The following is a 22,790-nucleotide window of genomic DNA, read 5'->3' as shown; positions in this document are numbered from 1 at the left end:
GGCATTTGCTAAAGTAAGTGGGTTATTTTTGTGGAGCTTTGGTGTCTAGGTTGGCATCTTTAATTTCAACATAGGCATTGGCGCGAAGTTCACGTGTCCAGCTATCCACTTCGCTATCAAACTGACGTTCACCTAAAATCTGGCGAGCCATACGTTCCTGAACTTCCTTGGTCATGTCCTGCTGGCGAGTATCGGTAACCTGTAGGATATGCCAGCCAAACTGGGTCTGGAATGGTTTACTGACTTGACCAACTGGTGTGTCTTTCATGACCTGTTCAAACTCTGGAACCATCATACCAGGGCTCACCCAGCCGAGACTACCACCATCACGGGCAGAACCTGTATCAGTTGAATAGGTTGCGGCCAATGTTGCAAAATCTTCGCCTGCTTTTACACGCTTGTAAAGACTTTCAATCATTTGCTTGGCACGGTCCAGGGTTACAACTTCTGATGGTTGAATCAGGATGTGGCGGGTCTGGTATTGAGAAACCAAGGCCTTTTGATCATTCTGTTTGCGTTCAAGTAATTTAAGCACGTGGACGCCATCACGAACATTGATCAGTTCAGTGGTTTGACCTACTTTTAATGGGATGATGCGCGCCGAAAGTTCGGTAGGAATATCAGACAGTGGGCGGAACCCCATATCTGCACCATCAACCTTAACGGTTGAAGTGGACAGTTTTGAGCTAATCGCTTTAGGATCATTACTTGTAGTCAAAGCCTGCTTAACTTCTTGAGCGACTTTTTGCACTTCATCGGTATTTTCACCTGAAATACGCATATGAATGACGTGTGCCTGAATCCCTAAGGCAGCCTGGCCTTCAGGTGAGTTTAGGAAATTCTCAACATCATGGTCACTGATTTTAATACGCGACATCACTTGTTGTTGACGCAGGCGGCCAATGGCTAAATCTTCAGCAATTCGGTTACGTAGATTTTCGTAAGTACCAGGCGCAATGGCATCCAGCTTTTGCTGGAAAGCCTCTAATGTGCTGGCACCTGACTGATTCGCAACTTTTAGTACGGCTGCATTCAGGCTTTTCTCGTCTGGTTTAATGCCATAGCGTTTTACTTGCTCTAACTGGGCTTGACGAACGATCAACTGGTCCAGCACCTGCATTTGTAAATACTGTTGAGGTGGGACCGTTTTATTTTGTGCTTTTAGCTGGTGTTCCGTTTCCGCAACTCCTTGCTCTAAGTCACTTTTAAGAATAACACTATCGTCCACAATTGCGACAACCTCATCCGTAGGTTGGGCAAAGCTTTGCATTGATGAAGAAACTAGGGCAGCGAGAACAGTGGCTCTAAAGATATGTTGAAAGTGTTGTATCTTCATTAACGTTGTGTCCAAGATTGATTAATTTTGTTGAAACCTAAAACTCTATTTTCCAGAAGAGAGGCAAGCTTGTTGTTTAAGCCCCCTAAACCTTTCAGGGTAAACTCGGCCATAACTGCACGTTTTTTGCGAACATCTGGAGAGTTTGGATCATCCAGATCGTTATAGTAGGAACGACCATAAACTGAAACAGCCCAACAGCAAGACTCATAATTGATGCCAAGCAGGTACTCACGCATTAGTTTGTTGTCCAGGTCATATTGAGCATGGCCCATGATACGCCAATTATCCTTTACAGGTTGTATAAAGGATGCAACAACCTGATCGTAATAATTCTGACGGTCAGGAATGTCTTTACGGTAGAAATAGCCTAAGTTATATAAGTTACCCTGATCGCCTGTATAGTAGGCTTGCACATCTCGCTGAGCATTGTCACCATTCGACATCCAAGCTGAATTGGCGTTAATGGTGAAATTCTGGTTGAGCTGACTAGATACACTGACAATAGGACCTGTCTGACGCTGGGTATCAAACTCGTCAGGCTGTTGGTTTAGGCTGACACGTCGATCACTAAAATAATAGCTTTGACCGACACTGGCGCGAATACGCTCCAGACCTTCTGTATCCAATAAACTATAGGTTACCCCCAATGACAAAAAGTTGTTGTCATCAAGGCGGTCATGGCCATAGAAACGGTAGGGGTTAAAAAGCTGATCGTAGTTGATCGAGGCTGTGGTTGAGTCAAAGTTTGGATAATCATCCTGCTTTTTATAAGGTGAGTAGGCATAAAAAGCACGTGGAGAAATACTGTGCAGGTATTTGCCATCTTTTTCAAAGGTGACACCCGTTGCCAACGTAAACTGGGGTACAACAACAGATTTTTCTAAATCATCTGACTTGGATAGTCCAATACTCTTCTTGGAGTCCTGATCATAGAATGTATTGATGCTGCGCACAGAAACTTCTGGGATGGCATATAACCATGATGGCGTGATGTAGTTATAGCGAACGGCAAACTGGTTGTAGATACGCGTACCACTTGACTCTAATGCTGAATCATCACCAATCGACTTTTTGAAATATGCAGTGTCATTATTAAATTCATACTGTAATCCCTGTGGATCGCCTGTAACATAATTTAATAAAAATTGCGGTAGTCGAGCATAAGGCTTGTCTGCATCTTTAATGCTTTTATCTAGTGTCTGGAAATCTTCAACTTTCAACTGAGCTTTAAGTCCAGGAATACCATTTTGATAATTCAGTTCCCAGGCGCGACGTAGATTCAGATCGGTTTTGCTATTTGGATTATTTTCAAAGTCTGCGAAATAATCCTTATCTGATGCATAGTTATATTCTAAATTGGTCGACCATTGATTATTCATTTTCCAGTAATGGATGAAATGCAGGTTATCACGGTCTTTATTGTCATATTGATTGTCGTTTGGTAAATATCCGCCCCAGATTCGACCTGAACCAAAATTCTCAGTCATATAGCGGAATTCACCATCCAGCTTGCCACCGCGTCTACTCATAAAGCTTGGAGTAAGTGTTAAGTCGTAGTTTGGTGCCAGGTTAAGATAAACAGGCACGCCAAGCTGTGCACCACCATCATTGGTATAACCGAAAGTAGGGGTTAAAATACCTGTGGTACGGCGGTCATCAATCGGGAAATTGAAATAGGGTACGGCAAGTACAGGTATGTCTTTGACATAAAGCTTGGTGCCACGTGTTACACCACGACCTGTATCCTGATTCAGTTCAATTTGTTTTGCCTGAATTTTCCAGGCTGGTTTTTGTCCAGGTGGGCAGGCGGTATAGCTTGCATCTTTTAAGACAACCAGGTTTTCATTCTGACGCTGGATTTGACTTGCATAACCATGCGCATGCTGCTGTTCAGAGATATAGAAACTATTGTTTAAATCACCTGTCTGTGTTTTTAGGTTGTAGTCAATCTCATCACTTTGCGTGAGCAGGCCTGATTGTGCAAGCTGCACTTGTCCTTGCGCTTTTGCATGGGTTTGGGTTGAATCAATGGTGACCTGATCTGCGCGAATACTGCGCCCTTCCTGATCAATCACAACATTGCCTTGCAGGAAAGAATCTCCCTCAGGATTGTAATGACCATAGTCTGCGGTGATTACTGAAGTGGTGTTATTGGCATCGGATGGTTTGGTTTGTGGATTAATCGGGGTAATCCATGTGCCCTGACAAAAGGAAGAACTTAAATAGCGATTGTCGCGTAACTGGGCTTCTGCTGCTGATTTGTCTACATAATATTGCTGGAAAAACTTTTCACCCTTATAGCTTTCTTGCTCTGGCTGAGCCTGATTTTGTTGGGTGAGGGCTTTAAGCTGTTTATTGTCAAGCGTAGAGACGGCATCAGCTGAAGCTGCGAAACCTGATTGAATCGAGCCGCCACACAAAAGTGTCAAAATAGCTGTTGCTAAAGGATTAAATTTAAACTGATGTTTCATTGTCTCATTAACCAGTACGCTAATTCACAATTAATTATTGTCGCATCATAGAGAAAAAGTTGATAAGTGGCTACACTTAAGCTTTCAAAATCTCAGCTAGTTTTAGATTTTATTGCAAATGAATACACAACGTGAACAATTGATACAAACTTGGCTTCAAGCCGTTCTTCAGTCCGATCAATTTGAGATCAGTTTTTTGGCAGGAGATGCAAGCTTTCGTCGTTATGCGCGAATCAAGTTACAAAACAAAACCTATATGCTCATGGATGCGCCACCTGAAAAAGAAGACTGTGTTCCATTTGTGAGTATTGATGAGTTCTTTGATGGGCATGGGGTTCGTGTGCCACATATCGTCGCCAAGGATTTAACCCAGGGTTTGTTGCTGCTTGAAGATTTTGGTGATGTGGTGTTGTCCACTCTATTGAATGACGAAACTGTTGACCAATACTATGCACAAAGCTTTAAACAGTTGATTGAGTTGCAGCAGATTGATGGAAAAGACCATTTACCAGCCTATTCTTATGAAAAGCTGATGACAGAAATGCGTCTATTGACTGAATGGATGTTACCATCCTTGAATATTCAGCCTACAGAGCAGCAGCTTGAAACCATTGAGCAGGCATTCGACTTTCTTGCGATTGAAGCAACCCATCAGCCACAAGTCATTGTACATCGTGATTTTCATAGTCGTAACTTGATGAAAATAGAAAACGAGCAAGCATTAGGGGTGATCGACTTCCAAGATGCCGTCATTGGTGCAGATACCTATGATCTGATCTCGATTACACGTGATGCTTATGTACAGTGGAATGCCGAGCGTGTCTACGAATGGTTTGAGGTGTTCTATAACTTATTACCAGCGGCAGCAAAAGAAAACCGTAGTTTCGAGCAATTCAAGCGTGATGCTGATTTAATGGCGATTCAGCGTCATCTGAAAATTCTAGGTATTTTCGTTCGCCTGTTTGAGCGTGATGGTAAATCGGGTTATTTAAAAGATTTACCGCGTGTGATGTGGTATTTGCTTGAAGAAAGCCAAGGTTACGACGAATTGAATGACTTTATGCAGTTTATTCGTGATGTGGTCATGCCTAAATTTACTGCAAAATATGGTAGCTATGAGGTGGTTGCATAATGAAAGCGATGATTCTTGCTGCAGGGCTAGGGAATCGCATGCGTCCGCTAACCCTACATACTCCTAAACCTTTGCTTGAAGTGGGTGAAAAACCGCTGATAGTTTGGCATATTGAAAAGTTGCAAAAGATTGGTGTGACTGAGATCGTCATCAATACCGCATGGCTAGGCGAAAAACTGGCGAATGCGCTGGGTGATGGTTCTCAATTCGGTGTCAAAATCCTATGGTCACATGAGGGTGAGGGTCTTGAAACCGCAGGTGGAATCATCAATGCCTTGCCATTGTTGGGTGATGAGCCATTCATTCTGGTAAATGGAGATGTCTGGACCACCATGGATTTTGCTTCATTATTAGATGTTCAGTTAGGTGAGCAGCAGGCACATTTGGTCTTGGTGGAAAATCCCCCACAACATTTAAAGGGTGATTTTATCCTTTCTAACGGGCTGGCTTATACCTTTGAACAGGAACAGTTGGGCGAGGCATTAACCTATAGCGGTATTGCGGTGCTTCATCCGCGGATGTTTGCTGGTCTGGAAAATGGCAAGCGACCTTTGGCGCCATTGTTAAAACAGGCAATGCAGCAACAGCAGGTTTCGGCTGAAAAATTACAAGGGATTTGGGTGGATGTTGGCACACCTGAACGTTTGGAGCAGCTAGATCAACAAATTAAGCAAAATAAGTTTTCGTAGTAGGTCATTGTCTTTGTTTGATTTGTATGGAAAAAGACAAAAGCCTACAGGATTGTGCAGTTTATCATGTTTGCCACTGTTTAACTGCATAATCGTTCAACAAGTCCTACTGTGCCTTGCATCAGAAATCGGTATACTGCACGGCAAGTTTATCGAGATGTTATACCGCTATGCATCCTTTTTTTCAAGAATTAAAGCAAGGTAGCCAGGCTTTGGGTTTAAACCTGAGTGATGAGGCCTTAACACTCTTATTGAAATATCAAGATGCTTTGGTGCTCTGGAATAAAGCATATAACCTGACAGCAATCCGTGACCCGAAAGAAATGCTGGTGAAACATTTACTGGATAGTCTCAGTATCCTGAATGATTTACCCCAGGGCCGTTTGCTGGATGTGGGAACGGGTGGTGGCATGCCAGGCATGATCATTGCGTTATGTCAGCCAGAGCGTTCTTGTGTGCTTCTGGATTCCAATGGAAAAAAGATTCGTTTTTTAAAGCAGTTTATTGCTGATCTAAAGCTTAAAAATGTCATTGCAGTGCAAACACGTGTAGAAAATGAAGACAGTATTAACGAGCTTGGTCATTTCGATGTCATTACAAGTCGGGCCTTTGCCTCCCTGACTGACTTTGTCGATGCTGCACAACCTTATATGCACGAACAGAGTATTATTGCCGCAATGAAAGGTTTAATTCCAACCGACGAAGTTGAGCAAATCAAAGATCAATATTCATGTACGGTGATCGAACTTCGTGTACCAAGATTAGATGAACAACGTCATTTACTGTTACTTCAACGTATTCAATAAAAAATATTAAGGGTAGTCATGGCTCAAATTATTGCAATTGCAAACCAGAAAGGTGGTGTAGGGAAAACCACGACCGCAGTGAATCTTGCCGCATCTTTGGCAATTTTGAAAAAACGTGTCCTGCTGGTCGATATGGATTCACAGGGTAATGCCACTATGGGGTCTGGCGTTCAAAAGAATGACTTGCTTTATTCAGTGACGGATGTGCTGTTGGGCGAAGTGCCCATTGAAACAGCCATTCAAAAGGCTGAGGTGGGTTATAAGGTCTTGGGTGCAAACCGTGAGCTTGCAGGGGTGGAGCTTGTTATTGCGGAGCAGGATGGGCGTGAATTTATCCTGAAAAATGCCTTGCAGGAAGTCGCGTCCTCATTTGACTATATCATTGTGGATTGTGCCCCAAGTTTGAGCCTCATCACTGTGAATGCCTTGGCAGCGGTTGATGGTGTGATTATTCCAATGCAGTGTGAATATTATGCTTTGGAAGGTCTGGCTGATCTGACCCAGACCATTGACCGTATACAAAAAGCCCTCAATCCAAACTTGGAAATCATTGGGGTGTTGCGTACCATGTATGATGCCCGTAATGCCCTGACTCGTGATGTGTCGGCAGAGTTGGAGCAGTATTTTGGTAAAAAATTGTATGATACGGTGATTCCTCGAAATATTCGTTTGGCTGAAGCGCCAGCACATGGTTTGCCAGTGATTTATTTCGAAAAAAGTTCAAAAGGTGCGGTTGCCTATTTAAACCTTGCCGCAGAAATGTTGAAGAAAAGTAAAGTGAAAAAAGGAAGTGCTGTATGAGCATCAAAAAACGCGGATTGGCTAAAGGTCGTGGTTTAGATGCGCTATTGGGTTCAATTCAAAAAGAAAAACTGCAACTCGAAGCACAAGCCCTGGATCATGGTGAACTCAAGCAGATTGATGTCAACTTATTAAAACGTGGCGAATATCAGCCACGCCGTTTTATTCAGGAACAGGATTTACAGGAACTTGCGTCATCCATCGAGAAGCATGGGGTGATGCAGCCAATCGTGATTCGTCCTGTTGACGATGAACAGCACCCTTACGAAATCATTGCGGGTGAACGTCGTTGGCGTGCAGCGCAGTTAGCGGGTTTAACTCAAATCCCTGCCATTGTTCGTGAACTGAACGATCAGGTCGCAATTGCATTGGCACTGATTGAAAATATTCAGCGTCAGGACCTTAACCCGATTGATCAGGCATTGGCTTTGCAACGTTTCCATGATGAGTTTGGTCTGAGCCATCAGGAAATAGCCGATACTGTGGGTAAAGCCCGTACCACAGTGAGTAACTTATTACGCTTACTCAGTCTGGCTGACCCAATTAAGGACCTGATGCAACAGGGGCAGATTGATATGGGACATGCTCGTGCCATTCTCACCCTGAAAGCCAAAGAGCAAATGGATGTTGCTAAAATCGTGATTGAAAAAGCCCTGTCAGTGCGTCAGACTGAACAACTGGTACGTGAGTGGTGTGAACCAAAGCCTGAAAAGGAAAAGGTGCAGGTTTCTCCTGATATTGAACAATTGACTCAGAAACTGTCGGAACGTTTTGGGGCAAATGTGAAAATTGACCATAACCAAAAAGGTAAAGGAAAAATGGTCATTCATTACCACTCATTGGATGAGTTGGATGGAATTTTAAATATTTGTTTACCTAACTAATATTCAAGGTGCGTCCTTTTATATTTTAAATATTATTGGGGAATAATATGTGGGAACTTGTGAAAGCGGGTGGTTGGTTAATGCTACCGCTTATTCTCTCATCAATTTTTACGGTTGCAATTTCAATTGAACGCTATATTCGGTTAAAACGGGCACAGGTGCTGCCACAGATATTATTGGTCAATGGTTCGGATGCTGAATCTGTCATTTCACAACTAGAGCAGGATGCTGCCGCAAAAAGTCCTTTGGGTCGTATTCTTAAGGCAGGATATGAACATCGTGACCAGGGCGAGCAGTTCGCGCGTGCGCAGATGGAGGCAACTGCTTCACGGGAAATCAGCCATCTGGAAAAAAATATCAATTTTCTGGGTACCTTAAGTGCCATTGCACCTTTGCTTGGTTTGTTAGGAACCGTACTTGGTATTATTGAATCATTTTTAGTGATTGATATCGGTTCTTCCGGAAATGCAAGTATGATGATGCCTGGTATCTCTAAAGCCTTGATCACAACGGCTGTAGGTATGCTGATAGCGATCCCTGCCATGATTGCCTACCGTTATTTTCAACGTGTAGTACATGAATATATTGCTGAGTTAGAACAACAATCAACATTATTTCATGCTGCACTTTTCTACAAAAAAGCACCTCATGTGCAAGAACATCGCCATGCAAGCTGAGCATAGGTGACATTATGAAATTTAAACGTTCTCAAGTTGAAGATATTCATATCAACCTGACACCCATGATTGACTGTATGTTGTTCATTCTGGTGTTCTTGCTATTGTCCACAACATTCAGCCAGCAAAGCCGTATCAATCTGACTTTGCCCGATGCACAGGGTGTGCCACCAAAACAGTTCGATCAGAAAATTGAAATCATGGTAGACTCAACTGGACATTATTCTGTGAATGGTCAGGCATTATCAACCAAGGATATTGCGGATTTAAGTACCGCAATCAAGCAGGCTGCACAGGATCGGCGTGATCTCATGTTTATTATTGCGGCTGATGCCAAGGCAACCCATCAGGACGTGATTCGTGTGATGGACGTGGCAGGTCAGCTTGGCTTTGTTAATGTCAATATCAGCACTAAAGTTCCGACTAGAGGTTTTACTGAGTGAATCAGGATTTTAAGGTTTATTTGCGCCTCATCTCATATTTAAAATCTTATTGGGGTATTGCCTTATTTATATTGATCGGTTTTGCGATTAATGCCACAACAGAAGTCTCAGTCGCCAAGCTGATGAAATATATCATCGATGCCATTCAAAATGGTGATCGAGAGAATCTGAACTGGTTTCCTGTTTTAATTGTGCTATTGATGTTTTTTCGTGGCGTTGGATTATTTTTAGGTGGATATTTTACCGCCGTTATTTCACGTCAGTTGGTCTTTGGTATTCGTCAGGAAGTTTACGCCAAACTATTAAGACTCCCTGCACAATATTATCTTGATCATAGCTCTGGTCATATTACTGCCAAGTTAATGTATAACGTTGAACAGCTTTCAGCCGCATCATCAGAGTCTTTGAAAACCCTGATTAAAGACGGTTTGATTGTTATTGGATTGTTGAGCTATTTACTGTATACCAATTGGCGTTTAACACTATGTTTTATTGTCTTTATACCAGTGATTGGCATCTTGGTGCGTATTGCCTCGAAAAAAATGCGTAAGCTGTCGATTCAGGTACAAAATACCATGGGTGATGTCAACCATGTGGTACAGGAAACCATCAATGGCAATAGTGTCGTCAAAAGTTTTACAGGTGAAGCATTTGAACAGCAGCGTTTTTATAAATCGTCAGAAGAGAATCTTCGCCGTGGCTTAAAAATGGTGGTGGTGCAAAATATTAACAGCCCGATTATCCAGTTGATTTTATCTTGTGCGATGGCAGTGATTTTATGGATTGCACTACGTCCAGAAGTTTTAGGTGATACTTCGGCTGGTGAATTTGTTGCTTATATTGCGGCGGCAGGTTTAATCTCAAAACCTGTGAAGAACCTGACCGATATTAATGAAAAATTACAGCGTGGTTTGGCAGCAGCCCACTCTGTATTTGAACTGCTGGACTTGCCTGAAGAACAGAATAAGGGGCAACTCACGCCTGTGCTGAAAGGCAATATCCAGTTTGAGCATGCAGATTTACGTTATGAAGACGGTACACATGCAATTAAAGATTTTTCTTTAAAGATACATTCTGGACAGACAGTTGCATTGGTGGGACGTTCAGGTGCGGGTAAAACCTCACTGGTGAATATGCTGCCACGCTTTCAGGAGTTAAGCGGTGGGCAACTGAATTTTGATGGTGTGCCTGTTCAGGACATTGAATTGTCTTGCCTGAGATCACAGATTGCAATGGTCAATCAACAGGTGATTCTGTTTAATCGTTCAGTCCGTGACAATATCGCCTATGGTCAATTACAGGATGCAAGTGACGAGAAAGTGATTGCGGCGGCAAAAGCGGCTTATGCACATGACTTTATCATGAACTTGCCACAGGGCTATGACACTGTTCTCGGTGCGCAGGGCTTGAGCCTTTCTGGTGGTCAACGTCAGCGTATCGCCATCGCAAGAGCGATTCTCAAAGATTCTCCAATCCTGATTCTTGATGAGGCAACCAGTGCGCTGGATAATGAGTCTGAATATTTTATTCAACAGGCTTTTGATGAGGCGATGCAAGGTCGTACTACCATTGTGATTGCGCATCGTTTATCGACCATTGAAAATGCTGATGTGATTGTGGTGATGGACAAAGGGCAGATCATTGAACAAGGCACACATACCGAATTGCTCGCAAAACATGGCATGTATTATCAATTGCATCAACGCAATTTTGAGGAACACTAAACATGTCTATGGCGCAAACCATTCAGGATGCCTGGAATAAACAGGCAGCATGGTTAGTGTTGTTGCGTCCATTGTCATGGTTGTACCGTTTTGGTTTTTGCCTGAATCAGGGCTTGTATAGAACTGGAATCAAGAAAGTATATACCGCACCTGTGCCTGTGATGGTGATTGGTAATATCACGGTTGGGGGAAGTGGCAAAACGCCGTTGTTGATTCAACTGGTCAAGTATCTTCAACAACACAATATTCGTGTTGGAGTGATTAGCCGTGGTTATGGCGGTAAGGGAGATTTTCCTGCGCTGGTGACCACAACCTCTGAACCTGATCAAGTGGGTGATGAACCCTGTCTGATTGTACAGGCAACCCATGTTCCCATGGCCGTTGGTCCAAACCGTCAGGCAGCGATTGAACTGTTATTAAAATCTACCGCGATTGACCTGATTATGAGTGATGATGGTTTGCAGCATTTGGCTTTGGCACGTCAGCTTGAATGGATTGTGCTGGATCAAAACCGTGGTTTGGGCAATGAAAAGTTATTACCTGAAGGTTATCTGCGTGAGCCTAAATCACGCTTAAATAGAAGTACGGTCATTGAACATACTAAAATTGCACGAGCTCAGCGAAATATGCATTTAGAGATTGGCCAACCTTATTTGCTTAATCCCAATTCAAGCACAAACACTTTTGATGCCAAGCAGTATTTTAATGCTGTGGTGGGGATTGGCTTTCCGCAGCGTTTTTATCAAACACTGAATAAGCTCGGTGTTAACCAATATCAGGCACATGAGTTTCCAGATCATCATGATTATGAAATTGCTGATTTAACATTTGATCATCATGATGTAATTATCACGACTGAAAAAGATGCGGTTAAGTTCAAGACATTATTAAAGCAACATCCTGAATTTAACATTCCCATTTGGGTGGTGCCTGTTGAGGCAGTTTTATCATCAGATTGTTATGACTTGCTGCGGCAACAGTTACAGCAAGTCGGGATTCAATTTTCTTAGAGGGCAACTATGAAACACATCGTTATTCCTGCACGTTTTGCCAGTTCTCGTTTACCAGGCAAGCCTTTATTGCTTATTCATGGTCGCCCAATGATTTTGCGCGTAGTTGATCAAGCCAAAAAAGTACAGGGCTTTGATGATTTGTGTGTGGCAACGGATGATGAGCGTATTGCCGAAGTGTGTCGAGCTGAGGGAGTGGAGGTGGTCTTGACCCGTGCTGATCACCCATCAGGCACAGATCGGTTAAGTGAGGTTGCCCGTCTAAAAGGCTGGTCTGCCGATGACATTATTGTCAATGTTCAGGGTGATGAGCCTTTGCTTCCAGCACAGTTGGTACAGCAGGTAACGCAACTTCTGGTTGAGCAACCACAATGTTCAATGTCTACTTTATGTGAGCCTATTCATCAGTTAGATGAGTTTCAACGTGACAGCATTGTGAAAGTGGTGATGAGCAATCGCAATGAAGCATTGTATTTTAGCCGTGCCACCATTCCGTATGATCGTGATGGGGCAAAACAGTCACAACCCACCTTGCATGATCAGGCATTCCGCCATCTGGGTTTATATGCTTACCGTGTCAAATTACTACAAGAATATGTCACTTGGGAACAGGGAAATCTGGAAAAACTGGAAAGCCTGGAGCAATTGCGTGTATTGGAAAATGGCCACCGTATTGCGATTGCTGTTGCAAAAGCGAATTTACCTCCTGGGGTAGATACACAAACAGATTTAGACCGTTTAAATGCGATGCCTGTTAGTTTATTTGAATAGTATTGAGTGATATGCAACAAACCATGATTTATCCCTGGCATGAGCAAACATGGTCTTTGCTCACCACGCGCTTTCCTGAGCTTGGTCATGGTTTACTGTTTTATGGTAAACAAGGCTGTGCCAAGCAGGAGTTTGCCGAACGGTTTGTTGCATGGGTACTTTGTCTGAATAAACAGGCTGAGGCGGCATGTGGTGAGTGTTCTAGCTGCCAATGGCTGAAATCTGACACCCATCCCAATTATGTGCATATCACCACAGACGACGACAATAAAAAGCAAAATGCAAAAATAAAGATTGAAAAAATCCGTGACTTATTACCTTTCGTGCAGCAGACAGGTGAAGGCTGGCGTGTGGTAATGATTGAGCCAGCGGAAGCACTGAATATTGCCTCTTCCAATGCATTGCTCAAGACTTTAGAAGAACCAGGTGAGCGTGTGGTGCTGATTTTAGTTGCCGATCATTACTTGAAACTACCCGCAACCATCCGCAGTCGTCTACAACATTTCGCCTTGGATCGTCTAACCCCTCAAGAGTCACAGACTTTTGTGCGACAGCAAATTCCAGATTTAACATCTGAGCAAACTTCACTGTTGTTGAATCTTGGCAATGATATGCCGTTAAAGGCAATCGAGATTCAACAGAGTCACTGGCTAGAGAAACGGGCTACATTTTTAAATGACTGGTTGAAGCTGGTATCTGAAAAGAATATGCCTTTGTACTACGCCAACAAGTGGTCTAAGGAATTAAATTTTTCAGAATTTCTGATCATGTTTGAATATCTTTTAGCTGATGTCATTGCTTTAAAATTAAATCAGTCAATCAAGAATGACGATCTGAATTTTCAAGAAATTATTCAATGCTATGATTTGGAATGCCTGTTTTCAATTTATTCAGATCTACAGCAGAAGAAATTGATGGTGGAGCAAAATGTTCAGACGCAATTGGTGCTTGATGAGCTGTTCATACAATTAATGAATGCTTAATTCTTGGTATTATATAGCTAAATTCTAAAAATACTAGCACAAGGAAATATTTGTAAAACCTCATTTCCTATGGTTTTAGGTGTGATGATAAATGAAGTATTCAGCTATAGATAAAAAATATAAAGAAAATTCTTCTGTTTAAAGAACAAGAAAATTCCTTTGGTTTGGACGTTTTTATTAAACATTATTTGTTGTTTCCAGCAATGTTTCCTATAATCAAAAGTAACGATGTAAATGCTTTAACTCATTACTTATCTTTTATCTGCTAAGTCTGAGTTAGATTGATTTTTATAGACGGTTCAATTTGTTAGATTAATCAGCGTGATATAAAGTGTTCGGTTTTTGTGTTAACAGGGGAATGTTATGCAACCACAAATGATGGGTGGAATTATACAGGTCAATATTCCTGATAAAGCAACTTTGCAATCAAGTTATATGCCTTTTGTGCAAGGCGGCGGTTTATTTGTTCCAGCCAGGCAGGCGGTCAAGATGGGACAGGAAGTATTTGTTCTGGCAACCTTGCCAGATCAGGCACAGAAGATTCCGTTGACAGGTAAAGTGATCTGGATTTCTTATAAACAAACACATTTTAAACCACAGGGTTTTGCAATCCAACTGATGGGTGAAAAAGGTGTGTATTATAAAAATGAGGCTGAAAAGTTGCTGGCAGGTTCAAAAGGCCTTGATCGCCCAAGTTACACCATGTAAGCGTTATAGATATAGATAGGAAAAAAGAGTGTTTGTTGATACGCATTGCCATTTAACCATGCTGGATTTAACGCCTTATCAAGGAGATCTGGATCAGGCACTTGCACAGGCCAGACTCGCGGGTGTGTCAAAATTTATGGGAATTTCAGTTGATCTGGATGACCATATTCAATTGTCACAGATCGCGTCCAGACATGTGGATGTTGGCTATACGGTTGGTGTTCATCCATGTGAGGATGAGCAGACCATGGCACGTGCGACAACAGATTATTTGGTGGAGCTTGCCCAATCTGAAAAAGTCTGGGCTTTGGGTGAAACTGGTCTGGATTACTATCACAGCACTGATTTTATTGCAGCGCAAAAGCAGTGTTTTGCACGGCATATTCAGGCCTCAAAGATTATAAAGAAACCTGTGGTGGTACATACACGTTCGGCTAAGCATGACACGGTTGATATTATAAAGACTGAGCAGTCAACGCATGGAATATTGCATTGTTTTACCGAAGACTGGGAAACTGCGAAAGCTGTTCTGGACTGTGGCTACTACATTTCATTCTCTGGCATTATCTCATTTAAAAATGCACAGGATTTGCGAGATGTCGCTAAACAGGTTCCACTTGACCGTGTACTGATTGAAACAGATAGTCCTTATTTAGCACCTGTACCTTATCGTGGTAAAACCAACGAACCGAAATATGTGCCGTATGTAGCAAAAGCACTCAGTGATGTATATGATAAATCGGTTGAAGAAATTGGCATGATCACTGCCCAAAATTTTGAAAATCTTTTAAATTTGAAATAAACGGTTTTGTTGCGCTAGGAAAAGTTATCACGTGAAAATGGATCGCCAAGCTCAGTTTAGAGCACGAGAAGTCTTGATTTTTCAGATTGCTGAACAACTCTTATTGGAAAATGGTGAAGCAGGTATGACACTTGATGCGCTGGCTGCTGAGCTGGATCTTGCGAAAGGGACTTTATACAAACATTTTCAGAGTAAAGATGAATTGTATATGTTGCTGATTATTCGTAATGAGAAAATGTTGCTGGAAATGATTCAGGATACTGAAAAGACTTTTCCTGAACATCTGGCATTCTTTATGCTGCATCATCTCCATCATCCTGAACGTACCGCCTTATTTCACCAGATTGAAGAACGTCTCTCCACGACTGGGCAAGGGATTCAATTGCTATTCAGTGAGTTGTATAGAATTCGCCGTCAACGTTTGCGGATTATTATCCGTATGACAGAAAGCCATCTGGTAGATATCCATAGCAGCATGACCACACGCGATTATTTGGCTTCCATCTGGTCTTTGACTTATGGCGCTGCGGTGATTCTCAACTCAAGTTTTTATCAGCGTTATTTGGGCTCTCGAGATACCTTGCGCGTTGCCTATATTGAGCAGGCTTTGGCGATGCCAAAACAACTTGAACAAGTGGCTGCTTCATAATTGGTCAAGCAAATGAGATCACCCCGTCGATTACAACAGGCATTCACCCTCATTGAAATTATGGTGGTGATTGTGATTATGACCATCATGGCATCCTTGGTAGTGTTAAATATTGGTGGTGTTGATCAGCGCCGTGCCATGCAGGCGAGAGAAATGTTTATTCTCGATTTGAAAAAAATCAATAAGGAAGCAACTGATCAAGCCAAGGTGCTGGCATTAAATACCCAAAATGCAACTGATGTTGCACCCTTTAGCTATAATTTATTTGAATATCATGATCAAAGCCTTGAGCAAATACAACAGGCTAATCGCACTTGGCAACCTTATCCTGAATTTAAACCACGCCAGTTACCTGATCAAGTGTCGTTTAGCATTCAAAGTTTAGATGACGAAAATTATTCGAAAGCCAAAAATGAAGATTTATTAGGTGGTAAATCCCCCCAGTTGATCTGGTTTGGCAATGGCGAGGCCAAACCTGTTCGTATTCAGTTTTATTATGAACAACAACCCATTGGCCATGAGCTGGAACTCGATCACCTGGGTAAAATAAATGAACAAGATTAAAGCCTTTACCTTACTTGAAGTGATGGTGGCACTTGCTATCTTTGCTGTGGCAGCGATTGCATTAACTAAAATTGCCATGCAATACACACAGTCAACCTCCAATGCGATTTTGCGGACCAAGGCACAATTTGTTGCCATGAATGAAGTGGCCATGATGGAAATGAATCAGGAATGGCTGGAGGGGACACAGTCCAGACAAGTCACCTCACAGGGGGAAACCTGGCAGATTGATAAAAAAGCACAGGCAACCATTAGTCCCAATATTCAGCGCATCGAATTGCAGGTGAGCCTGTTTAATAGCGAACAAGGTAAAGTTGAAGCAGGGATCACCAACATGGTGTTTTTTAACTACCCAGCAAAAGCCAAGACATCATGAAATATAAACAGGCATTTACTTTAGTTGAATTGTTGGTTGCGATTGCAATTTTTGCGGTACTTTCAATGCTGGGCTGGAAAGTCTTTGATTATTTATTAAAAGTAAAAGACCGTAATGCGGAACATGAAACCTACCTGTTTGAACTACAGGACGCTTATCAGCAAATTTTGAGGGATAGCCTACAAATCATTCCCTTAACGGCCAATGATGGCAGACAATTACAAGCGGCTTTATTGTTAAATGATCGAAGTTTTATATTTAGTAAGGCTGGTGTCTCAGATCCATTAAAGCAGGGTGTGTCGCCTTATGAACGGATTGAATATCGCTATGATTCTGCACAGAAGAAAGTCTATCGTTTAAAATATGCAAATCTCAATATCCCTAATCGGGTGCAACCGATTTCCAGTACGCTGTTAGAACGGGTGGACCAGTTTAAAATTACCGTTCTCAACCCACAAGAACTGACCCAATGGCCTGAAAATATCAGTGATCCGAATAATGTGACTGAATTAAAAAAACTACCTTTAGGGTTTAAGGTACAGTTGACTGTTGCAGGCACAGATTATGAGTGGATTTATAGTCTACTGAATACCAATAAATTGTCAGAAAATAAAACAGGGCCATGATTGCTATGAAGGATGATTCATCTCAACGTGGTATCGCATTACTCACTATTTTAGTGATGGTGGCCTTAGCCACCATTCTGGCTGCAACCATTGCCAAACGACAGACCAATACCTCTGAAAATACAGGTTATTTGATGCGTCAGGATCAATCCCTGCTTTATGCTAAAAGTGCAGAGGCATTTTTCTCTGAATTGCTGATTCAGGACAGTGATAATGGTAGCAGCATTGATCATTTACAGGAAAACTGGGCGAAACCAATGCCAGCCTTTCCTGTAGAGGATGGTTTTATTTCAGGTCGTTTGCTGGATGAGTCTGGAAAATTCAATTTAAATAATTTGTTAAAAGCTGATGGCAGTGTGGATGACTCTGCAAGACGCTGGTTTGAAAAATTATTGCAACGCGTCGGGTTGCCTGCTGAATTGAGTCAGGCCGTAATTGACTGGCAAGATGCCAATGATGAAACTACGGGGGCGATGGGCGCAGAAAGTAATTATTATCAGGGTTTGGATCCATCCTATTTGGCTTCCAATACCAGGTTTCATCAGGTAGAGGAGTTAAAGCTGGTCAGAGGGTTCGAGGGAAAAAATTATGACCTCATTGCACCTTATGTCACCGCATTGCCAGAAGCCACAAAAATCAATATGAACACGGCGGCTCCCTTATTATTGGCAAGCATTGATCCCAAATTAGATGTAAAAACGCTAGAACAGGAATTAAAAGCCAAACAGGCAGAATTGACCTATTTCAATAGTGTTGAAGATTTATGGAAACTGAATGCTTTTTCTGGAATAGAACCACAAAACAAGACCGATGCTGCGGCATGGTTAGACAGTAAATCAAATTATTTTACTGCTCAAATTGAAGTGGTTTTAAGTGAACGCAAACGACAGTTTACCAGTGCCATGATGCGCAAAGACAAGCAGGTAACAGTCTATTCCAGAAGCCTTGCGCCATTTAATACAGTTGTACCAGCACCATAGAAATCGAGTGGGTAAATCTAAAATGTATAAATTGGATGATTGAATGGTCACAGGGTTTAAAATCAATCACAATGCTTGGTTTTTTGCTTTATAATAAAATCCGTTTTGCAGAATAAGATCAGCTTGGTGCATGTTAATTCGTAAATTATTTAAGTTTGAAAATGCTCATATTGTGCGTAACTGTACATCGGACCGTTGTAAGCGTTCGATTCATGGGCACAGCTATAAAGTTGAATTACTGTTAAAAGCCTCAAAGCTGGATCATGGGCAAATGGTTTATGATTTTGGGTTGTTAAAAGGTGTGATTAAGGAGCTTTTTGACAGTTTTGATCATGCCATTTGCTATTGGCAAAAAGATGACCCTGAATATATCGCCGCATGTCAAACATTTAGTGCACGGTGGATTGCGTTACCTGTTTCGCCATCTGCTGAGCAATTTTCACGGATTTTCTTTTATCTGGCACAGCAGGTGCTTCATTCAACCACTACCCAAAATGGTGAGGGTGATGTAGAGGTTTATTCGGTGATTGTGCATGAAACGGATACAGGTTATGCACAAAGTTTCATAGAAGATATTGAAAACGAACAAATGGGTATCTTAAATTTAGACCAGATTATTTTTTCAGAACAGGTACAGGCGGAATGGAGTGATCCTCAAATGTATGAGAATCTGAAAAAAGGAATAAGATTCCAGAATCCAAACGTAGAACTACAAGTCAATATTTGAGTGGTCTGTTACTTTACAACAAATGAATTTATTGCAGGGAATGTTGATGCAATTTACTGAACAACAGCAGGAAAAACTTAATAAAGTTCAGTTGGATGAGTCATGGAAAATCTCTTTGTCAGAATTTCTAGTCAGTCAGAAGATGGATCATTTAAGAGAGTTTCTACAGCAACAGATCCTTGCTCAGAAAACAATTTATCCGCCTAGCAAGCAAATTTTCAATGCATTGAATACAACCCCGTTACAGGATGTAAAAGTCGTGATATTGGGTCAAGATCCATATCATGGCCCTAATCAAGCCAATGGTCTAAGCTTTTCTGTACAAAGAGGGGTTGCATTACCACCATCTTTGCGTAATATTTTTCATGAATTACATACTGATCTCACAGTGCCGATTTCCCGTCATGGGGATTTAAGTAAATGGGCTGCTCAAGGGGTATTGCTATTAAACAGTGTACTGACTGTTGAAGCAGGACAGCCAACTTCTCATCAGAAACAGGGATGGGAAGAGTTTACCGATGCTGTCATTGATGTGTTGAATGAACAGCGGGAGCATGTGGTCTTTATTTTGTGGGGTGCGTATGCCCAGCGAAAAGGACAGCGCATTGATCGAAATAAACATCTAGTGTTAACAGCTGCACATCCCTCACCTTTGTCTGCAAACCGAGGTGGTTTTTTTGGCTGTAAAGTATTTTCTAAAACAAATCATTATTTGAAACAACATGGCATTGAGCCAATAGACTGGCAACTGGACGCATAATGACTTCTCCCGATTTAAATAGTTATCACCCAGATTTAATTATCGAAAACGCTAAAAATGGTTGGCGTATTGTTCGTTTAAACCGACCAAAATCTTTACATGCACTTGATGAGTCAATTGTGAGTGCTTTATTGAAAGTATTTGAATATTTTCATGAAGATGACAGTGTTAAAGCAATCTGGTTTGATTCAACCACACCAAAAGCCTTTTGCGCGGGTGGTGATGTTCGTAAACTCCGTCAACTTGTCATTAATAATGAAGTAGATACGGCAAATAAATTTTTTGAACAAGAATATGCGCTTGATTTATTGCTTCATAACTATGCTAAGCCAATCGTAGTTTGGGGTGAAGGTTATGTCATGGGTGGTGGTTTAGGACTATTCATGGCCGCGCCTTTCCGTCTAGTCACACCTTATTCACGTCTTGCAATGCCTGAAATCAATATTGGTCTCTATCCTGATGTAGGGGGAAGTCGTTTTCTTGCAGATCGTGGTCAAATTGGGCTGTTTACAGGTTTAACGGGTTCAATTATGACTGCAGCTGGTGCTTTTAGCATTGGTTGGGCAACTCATATTTGTGAAGCACAGCGAGATAATGTTCTTCAAAAAGTTTTGAATGTGGATTGGAATCACTATCCTGCGGGTGCTTTCCGTGCCATTGATGATACTTTAAATAGTCTACATCGTCCTGTAGCGGCAGGTCCTCTGCAAAACTCAATCGATGTGATTCATAGTGTTTGCCGTGGTCAAAGTTTTGAGTATGACTATCAAGCGATTATTGGTCTGAGTGATGCAAGTAGTGACTGGTTACGTCAGGCAAGTGAGAATCTGCAAAAAGGTTCTCCAAGTACTGCTGCGATTACATGGTTGCTGTGGCAATGGGGCAAGCAGGGTCATGCCTGGGATGAGGTTTTTGCGCTTGAATCACAAATTTCTGACTGGAAAATTCGTCATCCAGATTTTGTTGAGGGTGTCCGTGCACGTTTAGTTGATAAGGACTTATCACCAGAATGGAAAGCAGCCGAAAAAATTACGTTACAAGATATTTTATCTGATTGTGCTCCAGTAACTACGATTGATAGCTGGAATGCATTATTAAGACAATATGGTGTTATTGCTTAAAATCGATGAGTATTGACGTCACAATTTCAGAAAACTTTAACGATGAATACTGGATGCAGTTTGCTTATGAGCAGGCTAACCTAGCCGCATCACAGGACGAAATTCCAGTTGGGGCTGTAATTGTAAGCCAGAATAAGGTGATTGGTTCGGGTTATAATGCACCCATCAAGCTTTCTGATCCAACTGCACATGCTGAAATCCAGGCACTTCGTTCCGCCTGTCAGGCTATAGATAATTACCGTTTGCCAGATGATGCCACACTTTATGTGACGCTTGAACCTTGTACGATGTGTGTTGGCGCACTCATTCATGCCCGTATCAAAAAAGTAGTGTTTGCTACAACAGAGCCTAAAGCTGGTTCGTTGGTCAGTGCAAGACAGCTACTTGAAAGCGGCTATTACAATCATAAATTCACTTTCGAACAGGGATGCATGCAGGCACAGTGTTCATCCCAGTTAAGTGAGTTTTTTAAGCGTAGACGTGATGAAAAGAGAAAAATCCATTCGTCAAAAACGCCCTTAAATGATTCATAATGCCCTTGTAGTTGTGGCAAACTAGGCCCTCCCATGATTTTGGTTAGATCAAAAAGGCGAAGCTATGCGTAATGCAATCACCATACAAAAAGAATTCAATGCACCCATCTCTGATGTTTTTGATTTATTGTCAAAACATGCAACCTACAACAAGGCGTTTGCACCTTTACAGGTGGTGCGGGTAAAGGATTCTGCTGACCCTCAACGTCCTGATGGCATCGGCTCAATTCGTCGTATGGGTTTTGGCCCGATTAAGCCATTACAGGAAGAGATTACCCTGCTGGAAGAAAACAAGCGGATTGAATATAAGCTGATTAACAACCCATTGGTAAAACATCATTTGGGACAAATTGATTTTAGGGAAATTACACCCTACATCACTTTGGTGACCTATAAGATTGAATTTACCGCAAAAGCACCATTTGTAAGTAAATTAGTTCTTGCACAACTCAAGGCAGCGATTACACTAGGTTTTTCAAAATTAGCAAAATCAGTTGCTTCATAAGAGACAGGAATGACAGTTCAAATTATTACGATTGATGGTCCTAGTGGTTCTGGCAAAGGGACCTTGGCAGCCAAAATAGCTGCTTATTATGGATTTAATCTTTTAGACTCTGGTGCTTTATATCGTTTACTCGGGCTGTCATTATTTCAAAAGGGCTTGTTGGACCAGATTGAGGCAAGGCTGGAACAATGCATTGATTATGCAATTCATTTGGATATTGAGTTTAGATCAAATGAGACCGCTACGCAGGTGTTGCTTGAGGGGAGAGATGTCACCAATATCATTCGAACAGAGCAGGTCGGTGAGTATGCTTCTAAAGTGGCAACTGTGCCAGAATTAAGAAAGGCATTATTTGAACGTCAACGTGCATTTATCCAGCATCCAGGACTGGTTGCCGATGGCCGTGACATGGCAACTTCAATTTTTCCTGAAGCGCAAGCCAAGCTATACCTTACGGCATCAGCCGAATCGCGTGCTGAGCGACGTGTAAAACAGTTGCAGGGTATGGGGCTTGATGCTAAAATAAGCGACATTTTATCTAACATACAGGCTAGAGATAAAAGAGATATGGAGCGTGAAGTCGCTCCGCTCAAGCCAGCGGAAGACGCCTATATCATTGATAGCTCTACAATAGGCATTGATGAGGTCTTTAAGCTCATGGTTGATTATATCGATAGTCGTATATAAATAGATATTCAATGAATTTTCA

General features: G+C 41.9%; 26 protein-coding genes. 24 read left to right on the top strand and 2 right to left on the bottom strand.

Annotated features, from left to right (window positions below):
* Positions 1–22: 22 nt before the first annotated feature.
* Both F973_RS08510 and F973_RS08505 read right to left on the bottom strand, forming a co-directional pair.
* Positions 23–1,336, bottom strand: coding sequence for a peptidylprolyl isomerase (locus tag F973_RS08510; protein WP_004761243.1), 1,314 nt, complete (start codon positions 1,334–1,336; stop codon positions 23–25).
* A complete protein-coding gene (locus F973_RS08505) occupies positions 1,336–3,810 on the bottom strand; it encodes an LPS-assembly protein LptD (protein WP_004761241.1) in 2,475 nt (824 codons plus the stop codon). The genes F973_RS08510 and F973_RS08505 overlap by 1 nt, the downstream gene beginning before the upstream one ends.
* Positions 3,811–3,928: 118 nt before the next feature.
* On the opposite strand from F973_RS08505, the gene F973_RS08500 reads away from it, so the two are divergent.
* The 24 genes from F973_RS08500 to cmk all read left to right on the top strand — a co-directional run bounded on the left by F973_RS08500 (position 3,929) and on the right by cmk (position 22,768).
* Positions 3,929–4,942: an aminoglycoside phosphotransferase family protein gene (locus F973_RS08500; RefSeq protein ID WP_004761240.1), complete on the top strand. Its 1,014-nt coding sequence runs from the start codon at positions 3,929–3,931 to the stop codon at positions 4,940–4,942.
* Positions 4,942–5,631, top strand: coding sequence for an N-acetylmuramate alpha-1-phosphate uridylyltransferase MurU (gene murU / locus F973_RS08495; RefSeq protein WP_004761239.1), 690 nt, complete (start codon positions 4,942–4,944; stop codon positions 5,629–5,631). The genes F973_RS08500 and murU overlap by 1 nt, the downstream gene beginning before the upstream one ends.
* Positions 5,632–5,801: 170 nt before the next feature.
* Positions 5,802–6,437, top strand: coding sequence for a 16S rRNA (guanine(527)-N(7))-methyltransferase RsmG (gene rsmG, locus F973_RS08490; protein WP_004761238.1), 636 nt, complete (start codon positions 5,802–5,804; stop codon positions 6,435–6,437).
* 18 nt (positions 6,438–6,455) lie between these two features.
* Positions 6,456–7,238 (top strand): ParA family protein, encoded by a 783-nt coding sequence (locus F973_RS08485; protein ID WP_004679507.1) that lies wholly within the window; start codon positions 6,456–6,458, stop codon positions 7,236–7,238.
* Entirely contained in the window at positions 7,235–8,122 is an 888-nt protein-coding gene (locus tag F973_RS08480; protein ID WP_004761237.1) for a ParB/RepB/Spo0J family partition protein, read from the top strand. Before F973_RS08485 ends, F973_RS08480 begins: the two co-directional genes overlap by 4 nt.
* 47 nt (positions 8,123–8,169) lie before the next feature.
* The gene (locus F973_RS08475; protein WP_004761236.1) at positions 8,170–8,799 is read left to right on the top strand and encodes a MotA/TolQ/ExbB proton channel family protein; all 630 of its coding nucleotides are present in this window, start codon (positions 8,170–8,172) and stop codon (positions 8,797–8,799) included.
* Between the two features lie 14 nt (positions 8,800–8,813).
* Positions 8,814–9,242: an ExbD/TolR family protein gene (locus F973_RS08470; protein WP_004679501.1), complete on the top strand. Its 429-nt coding sequence runs from the start codon at positions 8,814–8,816 to the stop codon at positions 9,240–9,242.
* The gene (gene msbA, locus F973_RS08465) at positions 9,239–10,966 is read left to right on the top strand and encodes a lipid A export permease/ATP-binding protein MsbA (protein WP_004761231.1); all 1,728 of its coding nucleotides are present in this window, start codon (positions 9,239–9,241) and stop codon (positions 10,964–10,966) included. Before F973_RS08470 ends, msbA begins: the two co-directional genes overlap by 4 nt.
* A gap of 2 nt (positions 10,967–10,968) precedes the next feature.
* Positions 10,969–11,976 (top strand): tetraacyldisaccharide 4'-kinase, encoded by a 1,008-nt coding sequence (gene lpxK, locus F973_RS08460; protein WP_004761230.1) that lies wholly within the window; start codon positions 10,969–10,971, stop codon positions 11,974–11,976.
* A 9-nt stretch (positions 11,977–11,985) separates the two neighbouring features.
* The gene (gene kdsB, locus F973_RS08455) at positions 11,986–12,747 is read left to right on the top strand and encodes a 3-deoxy-manno-octulosonate cytidylyltransferase (RefSeq protein WP_004761228.1); all 762 of its coding nucleotides are present in this window, start codon (positions 11,986–11,988) and stop codon (positions 12,745–12,747) included.
* An 11-nt stretch (positions 12,748–12,758) separates the two neighbouring features.
* Positions 12,759–13,730, top strand: coding sequence for a DNA polymerase III, delta' subunit (locus F973_RS08450; RefSeq protein WP_004761227.1), 972 nt, complete (start codon positions 12,759–12,761; stop codon positions 13,728–13,730).
* A gap of 363 nt (positions 13,731–14,093) precedes the next feature.
* The gene (locus tag F973_RS08445; protein WP_004761225.1) at positions 14,094–14,438 is read left to right on the top strand and encodes a PilZ domain-containing protein; all 345 of its coding nucleotides are present in this window, start codon (positions 14,094–14,096) and stop codon (positions 14,436–14,438) included.
* Positions 14,439–14,466: 28 nt separating this feature from the next.
* Positions 14,467–15,240: a TatD family hydrolase gene (locus F973_RS08440; protein WP_004682231.1), complete on the top strand. Its 774-nt coding sequence runs from the start codon at positions 14,467–14,469 to the stop codon at positions 15,238–15,240.
* 37 nt (positions 15,241–15,277) lie between these two features.
* Positions 15,278–15,889 (top strand): TetR/AcrR family transcriptional regulator, encoded by a 612-nt coding sequence (locus F973_RS08435; RefSeq protein ID WP_171062340.1) that lies wholly within the window; start codon positions 15,278–15,280, stop codon positions 15,887–15,889.
* Between the two features lie 12 nt (positions 15,890–15,901).
* A complete protein-coding gene (locus F973_RS08430) occupies positions 15,902–16,453 on the top strand; it encodes a pilus assembly FimT family protein (protein ID WP_004761223.1) in 552 nt (183 codons plus the stop codon).
* Positions 16,440–16,829, top strand: coding sequence for a type II secretion system minor pseudopilin GspI (gene gspI / locus F973_RS08425; protein ID WP_004761222.1), 390 nt, complete (start codon positions 16,440–16,442; stop codon positions 16,827–16,829). The genes F973_RS08430 and gspI overlap by 14 nt, the downstream gene beginning before the upstream one ends.
* Entirely contained in the window at positions 16,826–17,455 is a 630-nt protein-coding gene (gspJ, locus tag F973_RS08420; protein WP_004761221.1) for a type II secretion system minor pseudopilin GspJ, read from the top strand. The genes gspI and gspJ overlap by 4 nt, the downstream gene beginning before the upstream one ends.
* Before the next feature lie 5 nt (positions 17,456–17,460).
* A complete protein-coding gene (gene gspK / locus F973_RS08415; RefSeq protein ID WP_004761220.1) occupies positions 17,461–18,435 on the top strand; it encodes a type II secretion system minor pseudopilin GspK in 975 nt (324 codons plus the stop codon).
* 130 nt (positions 18,436–18,565) lie between these two features.
* Complete coding sequence (locus tag F973_RS08410; RefSeq protein ID WP_004679482.1) at positions 18,566–19,162, top strand: 6-pyruvoyl trahydropterin synthase family protein; 597 nt, start codon at positions 18,566–18,568, stop codon at positions 19,160–19,162.
* Positions 19,163–19,208: 46 nt separating this feature from the next.
* Positions 19,209–19,922, top strand: a complete 714-nt coding sequence (gene ung, locus F973_RS08405) for a uracil-DNA glycosylase (RefSeq protein ID WP_004761219.1) — start codon at positions 19,209–19,211, stop codon at positions 19,920–19,922.
* Positions 19,919–21,043, top strand: coding sequence for an enoyl-CoA hydratase/isomerase family protein (locus F973_RS08400; protein WP_171055705.1), 1,125 nt, complete (start codon positions 19,919–19,921; stop codon positions 21,041–21,043). Before ung ends, F973_RS08400 begins: the two co-directional genes overlap by 4 nt.
* A gap of 5 nt (positions 21,044–21,048) precedes the next feature.
* Complete coding sequence (gene tadA / locus F973_RS08395; RefSeq protein ID WP_004679479.1) at positions 21,049–21,576, top strand: tRNA adenosine(34) deaminase TadA; 528 nt, start codon at positions 21,049–21,051, stop codon at positions 21,574–21,576.
* 64 nt (positions 21,577–21,640) lie between these two features.
* On the top strand, positions 21,641–22,081 hold the full coding sequence (locus tag F973_RS08390; protein ID WP_004679478.1) for an SRPBCC family protein: 441 nt from the start codon (positions 21,641–21,643) through the stop codon (positions 22,079–22,081).
* Positions 22,082–22,090: 9 nt separating this feature from the next.
* Positions 22,091–22,768 (top strand): (d)CMP kinase, encoded by a 678-nt coding sequence (gene cmk / locus F973_RS08385; RefSeq protein ID WP_004761218.1) that lies wholly within the window; start codon positions 22,091–22,093, stop codon positions 22,766–22,768.
* The last annotated feature ends 22 nt before the right edge of the window (positions 22,769–22,790 follow it).

The sequence above is a fragment of the Acinetobacter sp. CIP 102129 genome, from assembly GCF_000368305.1.
In the GTDB taxonomy this organism is placed as follows: Bacteria; Pseudomonadota; Gammaproteobacteria; order Pseudomonadales; family Moraxellaceae; genus Acinetobacter; species Acinetobacter parvus.
Note: the sequence above shows the minus strand (reverse complement) of the source record. Positions and strands in the feature narration are given on the sequence as shown.

Excerpts from the sequence above, each read along its gene's own strand:
- F973_RS08510 (WP_004761243.1), bottom strand. The coding sequence starts at position 1,336 with ATGAAGATACAACACTTTCAACATATCTTTAGAGCCACTGTTCTCGCT.
- F973_RS08505 (WP_004761241.1), bottom strand. The coding sequence starts at position 3,810 with ATGAAACATCAGTTTAAATTTAATCCTTTAGCAACAGCTATTTTGACA.
- F973_RS08500 (WP_004761240.1), top strand. The coding sequence starts at position 3,929 with ATGAATACACAACGTGAACAATTGATACAAACTTGGCTTCAAGCCGTT.
- murU (WP_004761239.1), top strand. The coding sequence starts at position 4,942 with ATGAAAGCGATGATTCTTGCTGCAGGGCTAGGGAATCGCATGCGTCCG.
- rsmG (WP_004761238.1), top strand. The coding sequence starts at position 5,802 with ATGCATCCTTTTTTTCAAGAATTAAAGCAAGGTAGCCAGGCTTTGGGT.
- F973_RS08485 (WP_004679507.1), top strand. The coding sequence starts at position 6,456 with ATGGCTCAAATTATTGCAATTGCAAACCAGAAAGGTGGTGTAGGGAAA.
- F973_RS08480 (WP_004761237.1), top strand. The coding sequence starts at position 7,235 with ATGAGCATCAAAAAACGCGGATTGGCTAAAGGTCGTGGTTTAGATGCG.
- F973_RS08475 (WP_004761236.1), top strand. The coding sequence starts at position 8,170 with ATGTGGGAACTTGTGAAAGCGGGTGGTTGGTTAATGCTACCGCTTATT.
- F973_RS08470 (WP_004679501.1), top strand. The coding sequence starts at position 8,814 with ATGAAATTTAAACGTTCTCAAGTTGAAGATATTCATATCAACCTGACA.
- lpxK (WP_004761230.1), top strand. The coding sequence starts at position 10,969 with ATGTCTATGGCGCAAACCATTCAGGATGCCTGGAATAAACAGGCAGCA.
- kdsB (WP_004761228.1), top strand. The coding sequence starts at position 11,986 with ATGAAACACATCGTTATTCCTGCACGTTTTGCCAGTTCTCGTTTACCA.
- F973_RS08450 (WP_004761227.1), top strand. The coding sequence starts at position 12,759 with ATGCAACAAACCATGATTTATCCCTGGCATGAGCAAACATGGTCTTTG.
- F973_RS08445 (WP_004761225.1), top strand. The coding sequence starts at position 14,094 with ATGCAACCACAAATGATGGGTGGAATTATACAGGTCAATATTCCTGAT.
- F973_RS08435 (WP_171062340.1), top strand. The coding sequence starts at position 15,278 with ATGGATCGCCAAGCTCAGTTTAGAGCACGAGAAGTCTTGATTTTTCAG.
- F973_RS08430 (WP_004761223.1), top strand. The coding sequence starts at position 15,902 with ATGAGATCACCCCGTCGATTACAACAGGCATTCACCCTCATTGAAATT.
- gspI (WP_004761222.1), top strand. The coding sequence starts at position 16,440 with ATGAACAAGATTAAAGCCTTTACCTTACTTGAAGTGATGGTGGCACTT.
- gspJ (WP_004761221.1), top strand. The coding sequence starts at position 16,826 with ATGAAATATAAACAGGCATTTACTTTAGTTGAATTGTTGGTTGCGATT.
- gspK (WP_004761220.1), top strand. The coding sequence starts at position 17,461 with ATGAAGGATGATTCATCTCAACGTGGTATCGCATTACTCACTATTTTA.
- F973_RS08410 (WP_004679482.1), top strand. The coding sequence starts at position 18,566 with ATGTTAATTCGTAAATTATTTAAGTTTGAAAATGCTCATATTGTGCGT.
- ung (WP_004761219.1), top strand. The coding sequence starts at position 19,209 with ATGCAATTTACTGAACAACAGCAGGAAAAACTTAATAAAGTTCAGTTG.
- tadA (WP_004679479.1), top strand. The coding sequence starts at position 21,049 with ATGAGTATTGACGTCACAATTTCAGAAAACTTTAACGATGAATACTGG.
- F973_RS08390 (WP_004679478.1), top strand. The coding sequence starts at position 21,641 with ATGCGTAATGCAATCACCATACAAAAAGAATTCAATGCACCCATCTCT.
- cmk (WP_004761218.1), top strand. The coding sequence starts at position 22,091 with ATGACAGTTCAAATTATTACGATTGATGGTCCTAGTGGTTCTGGCAAA.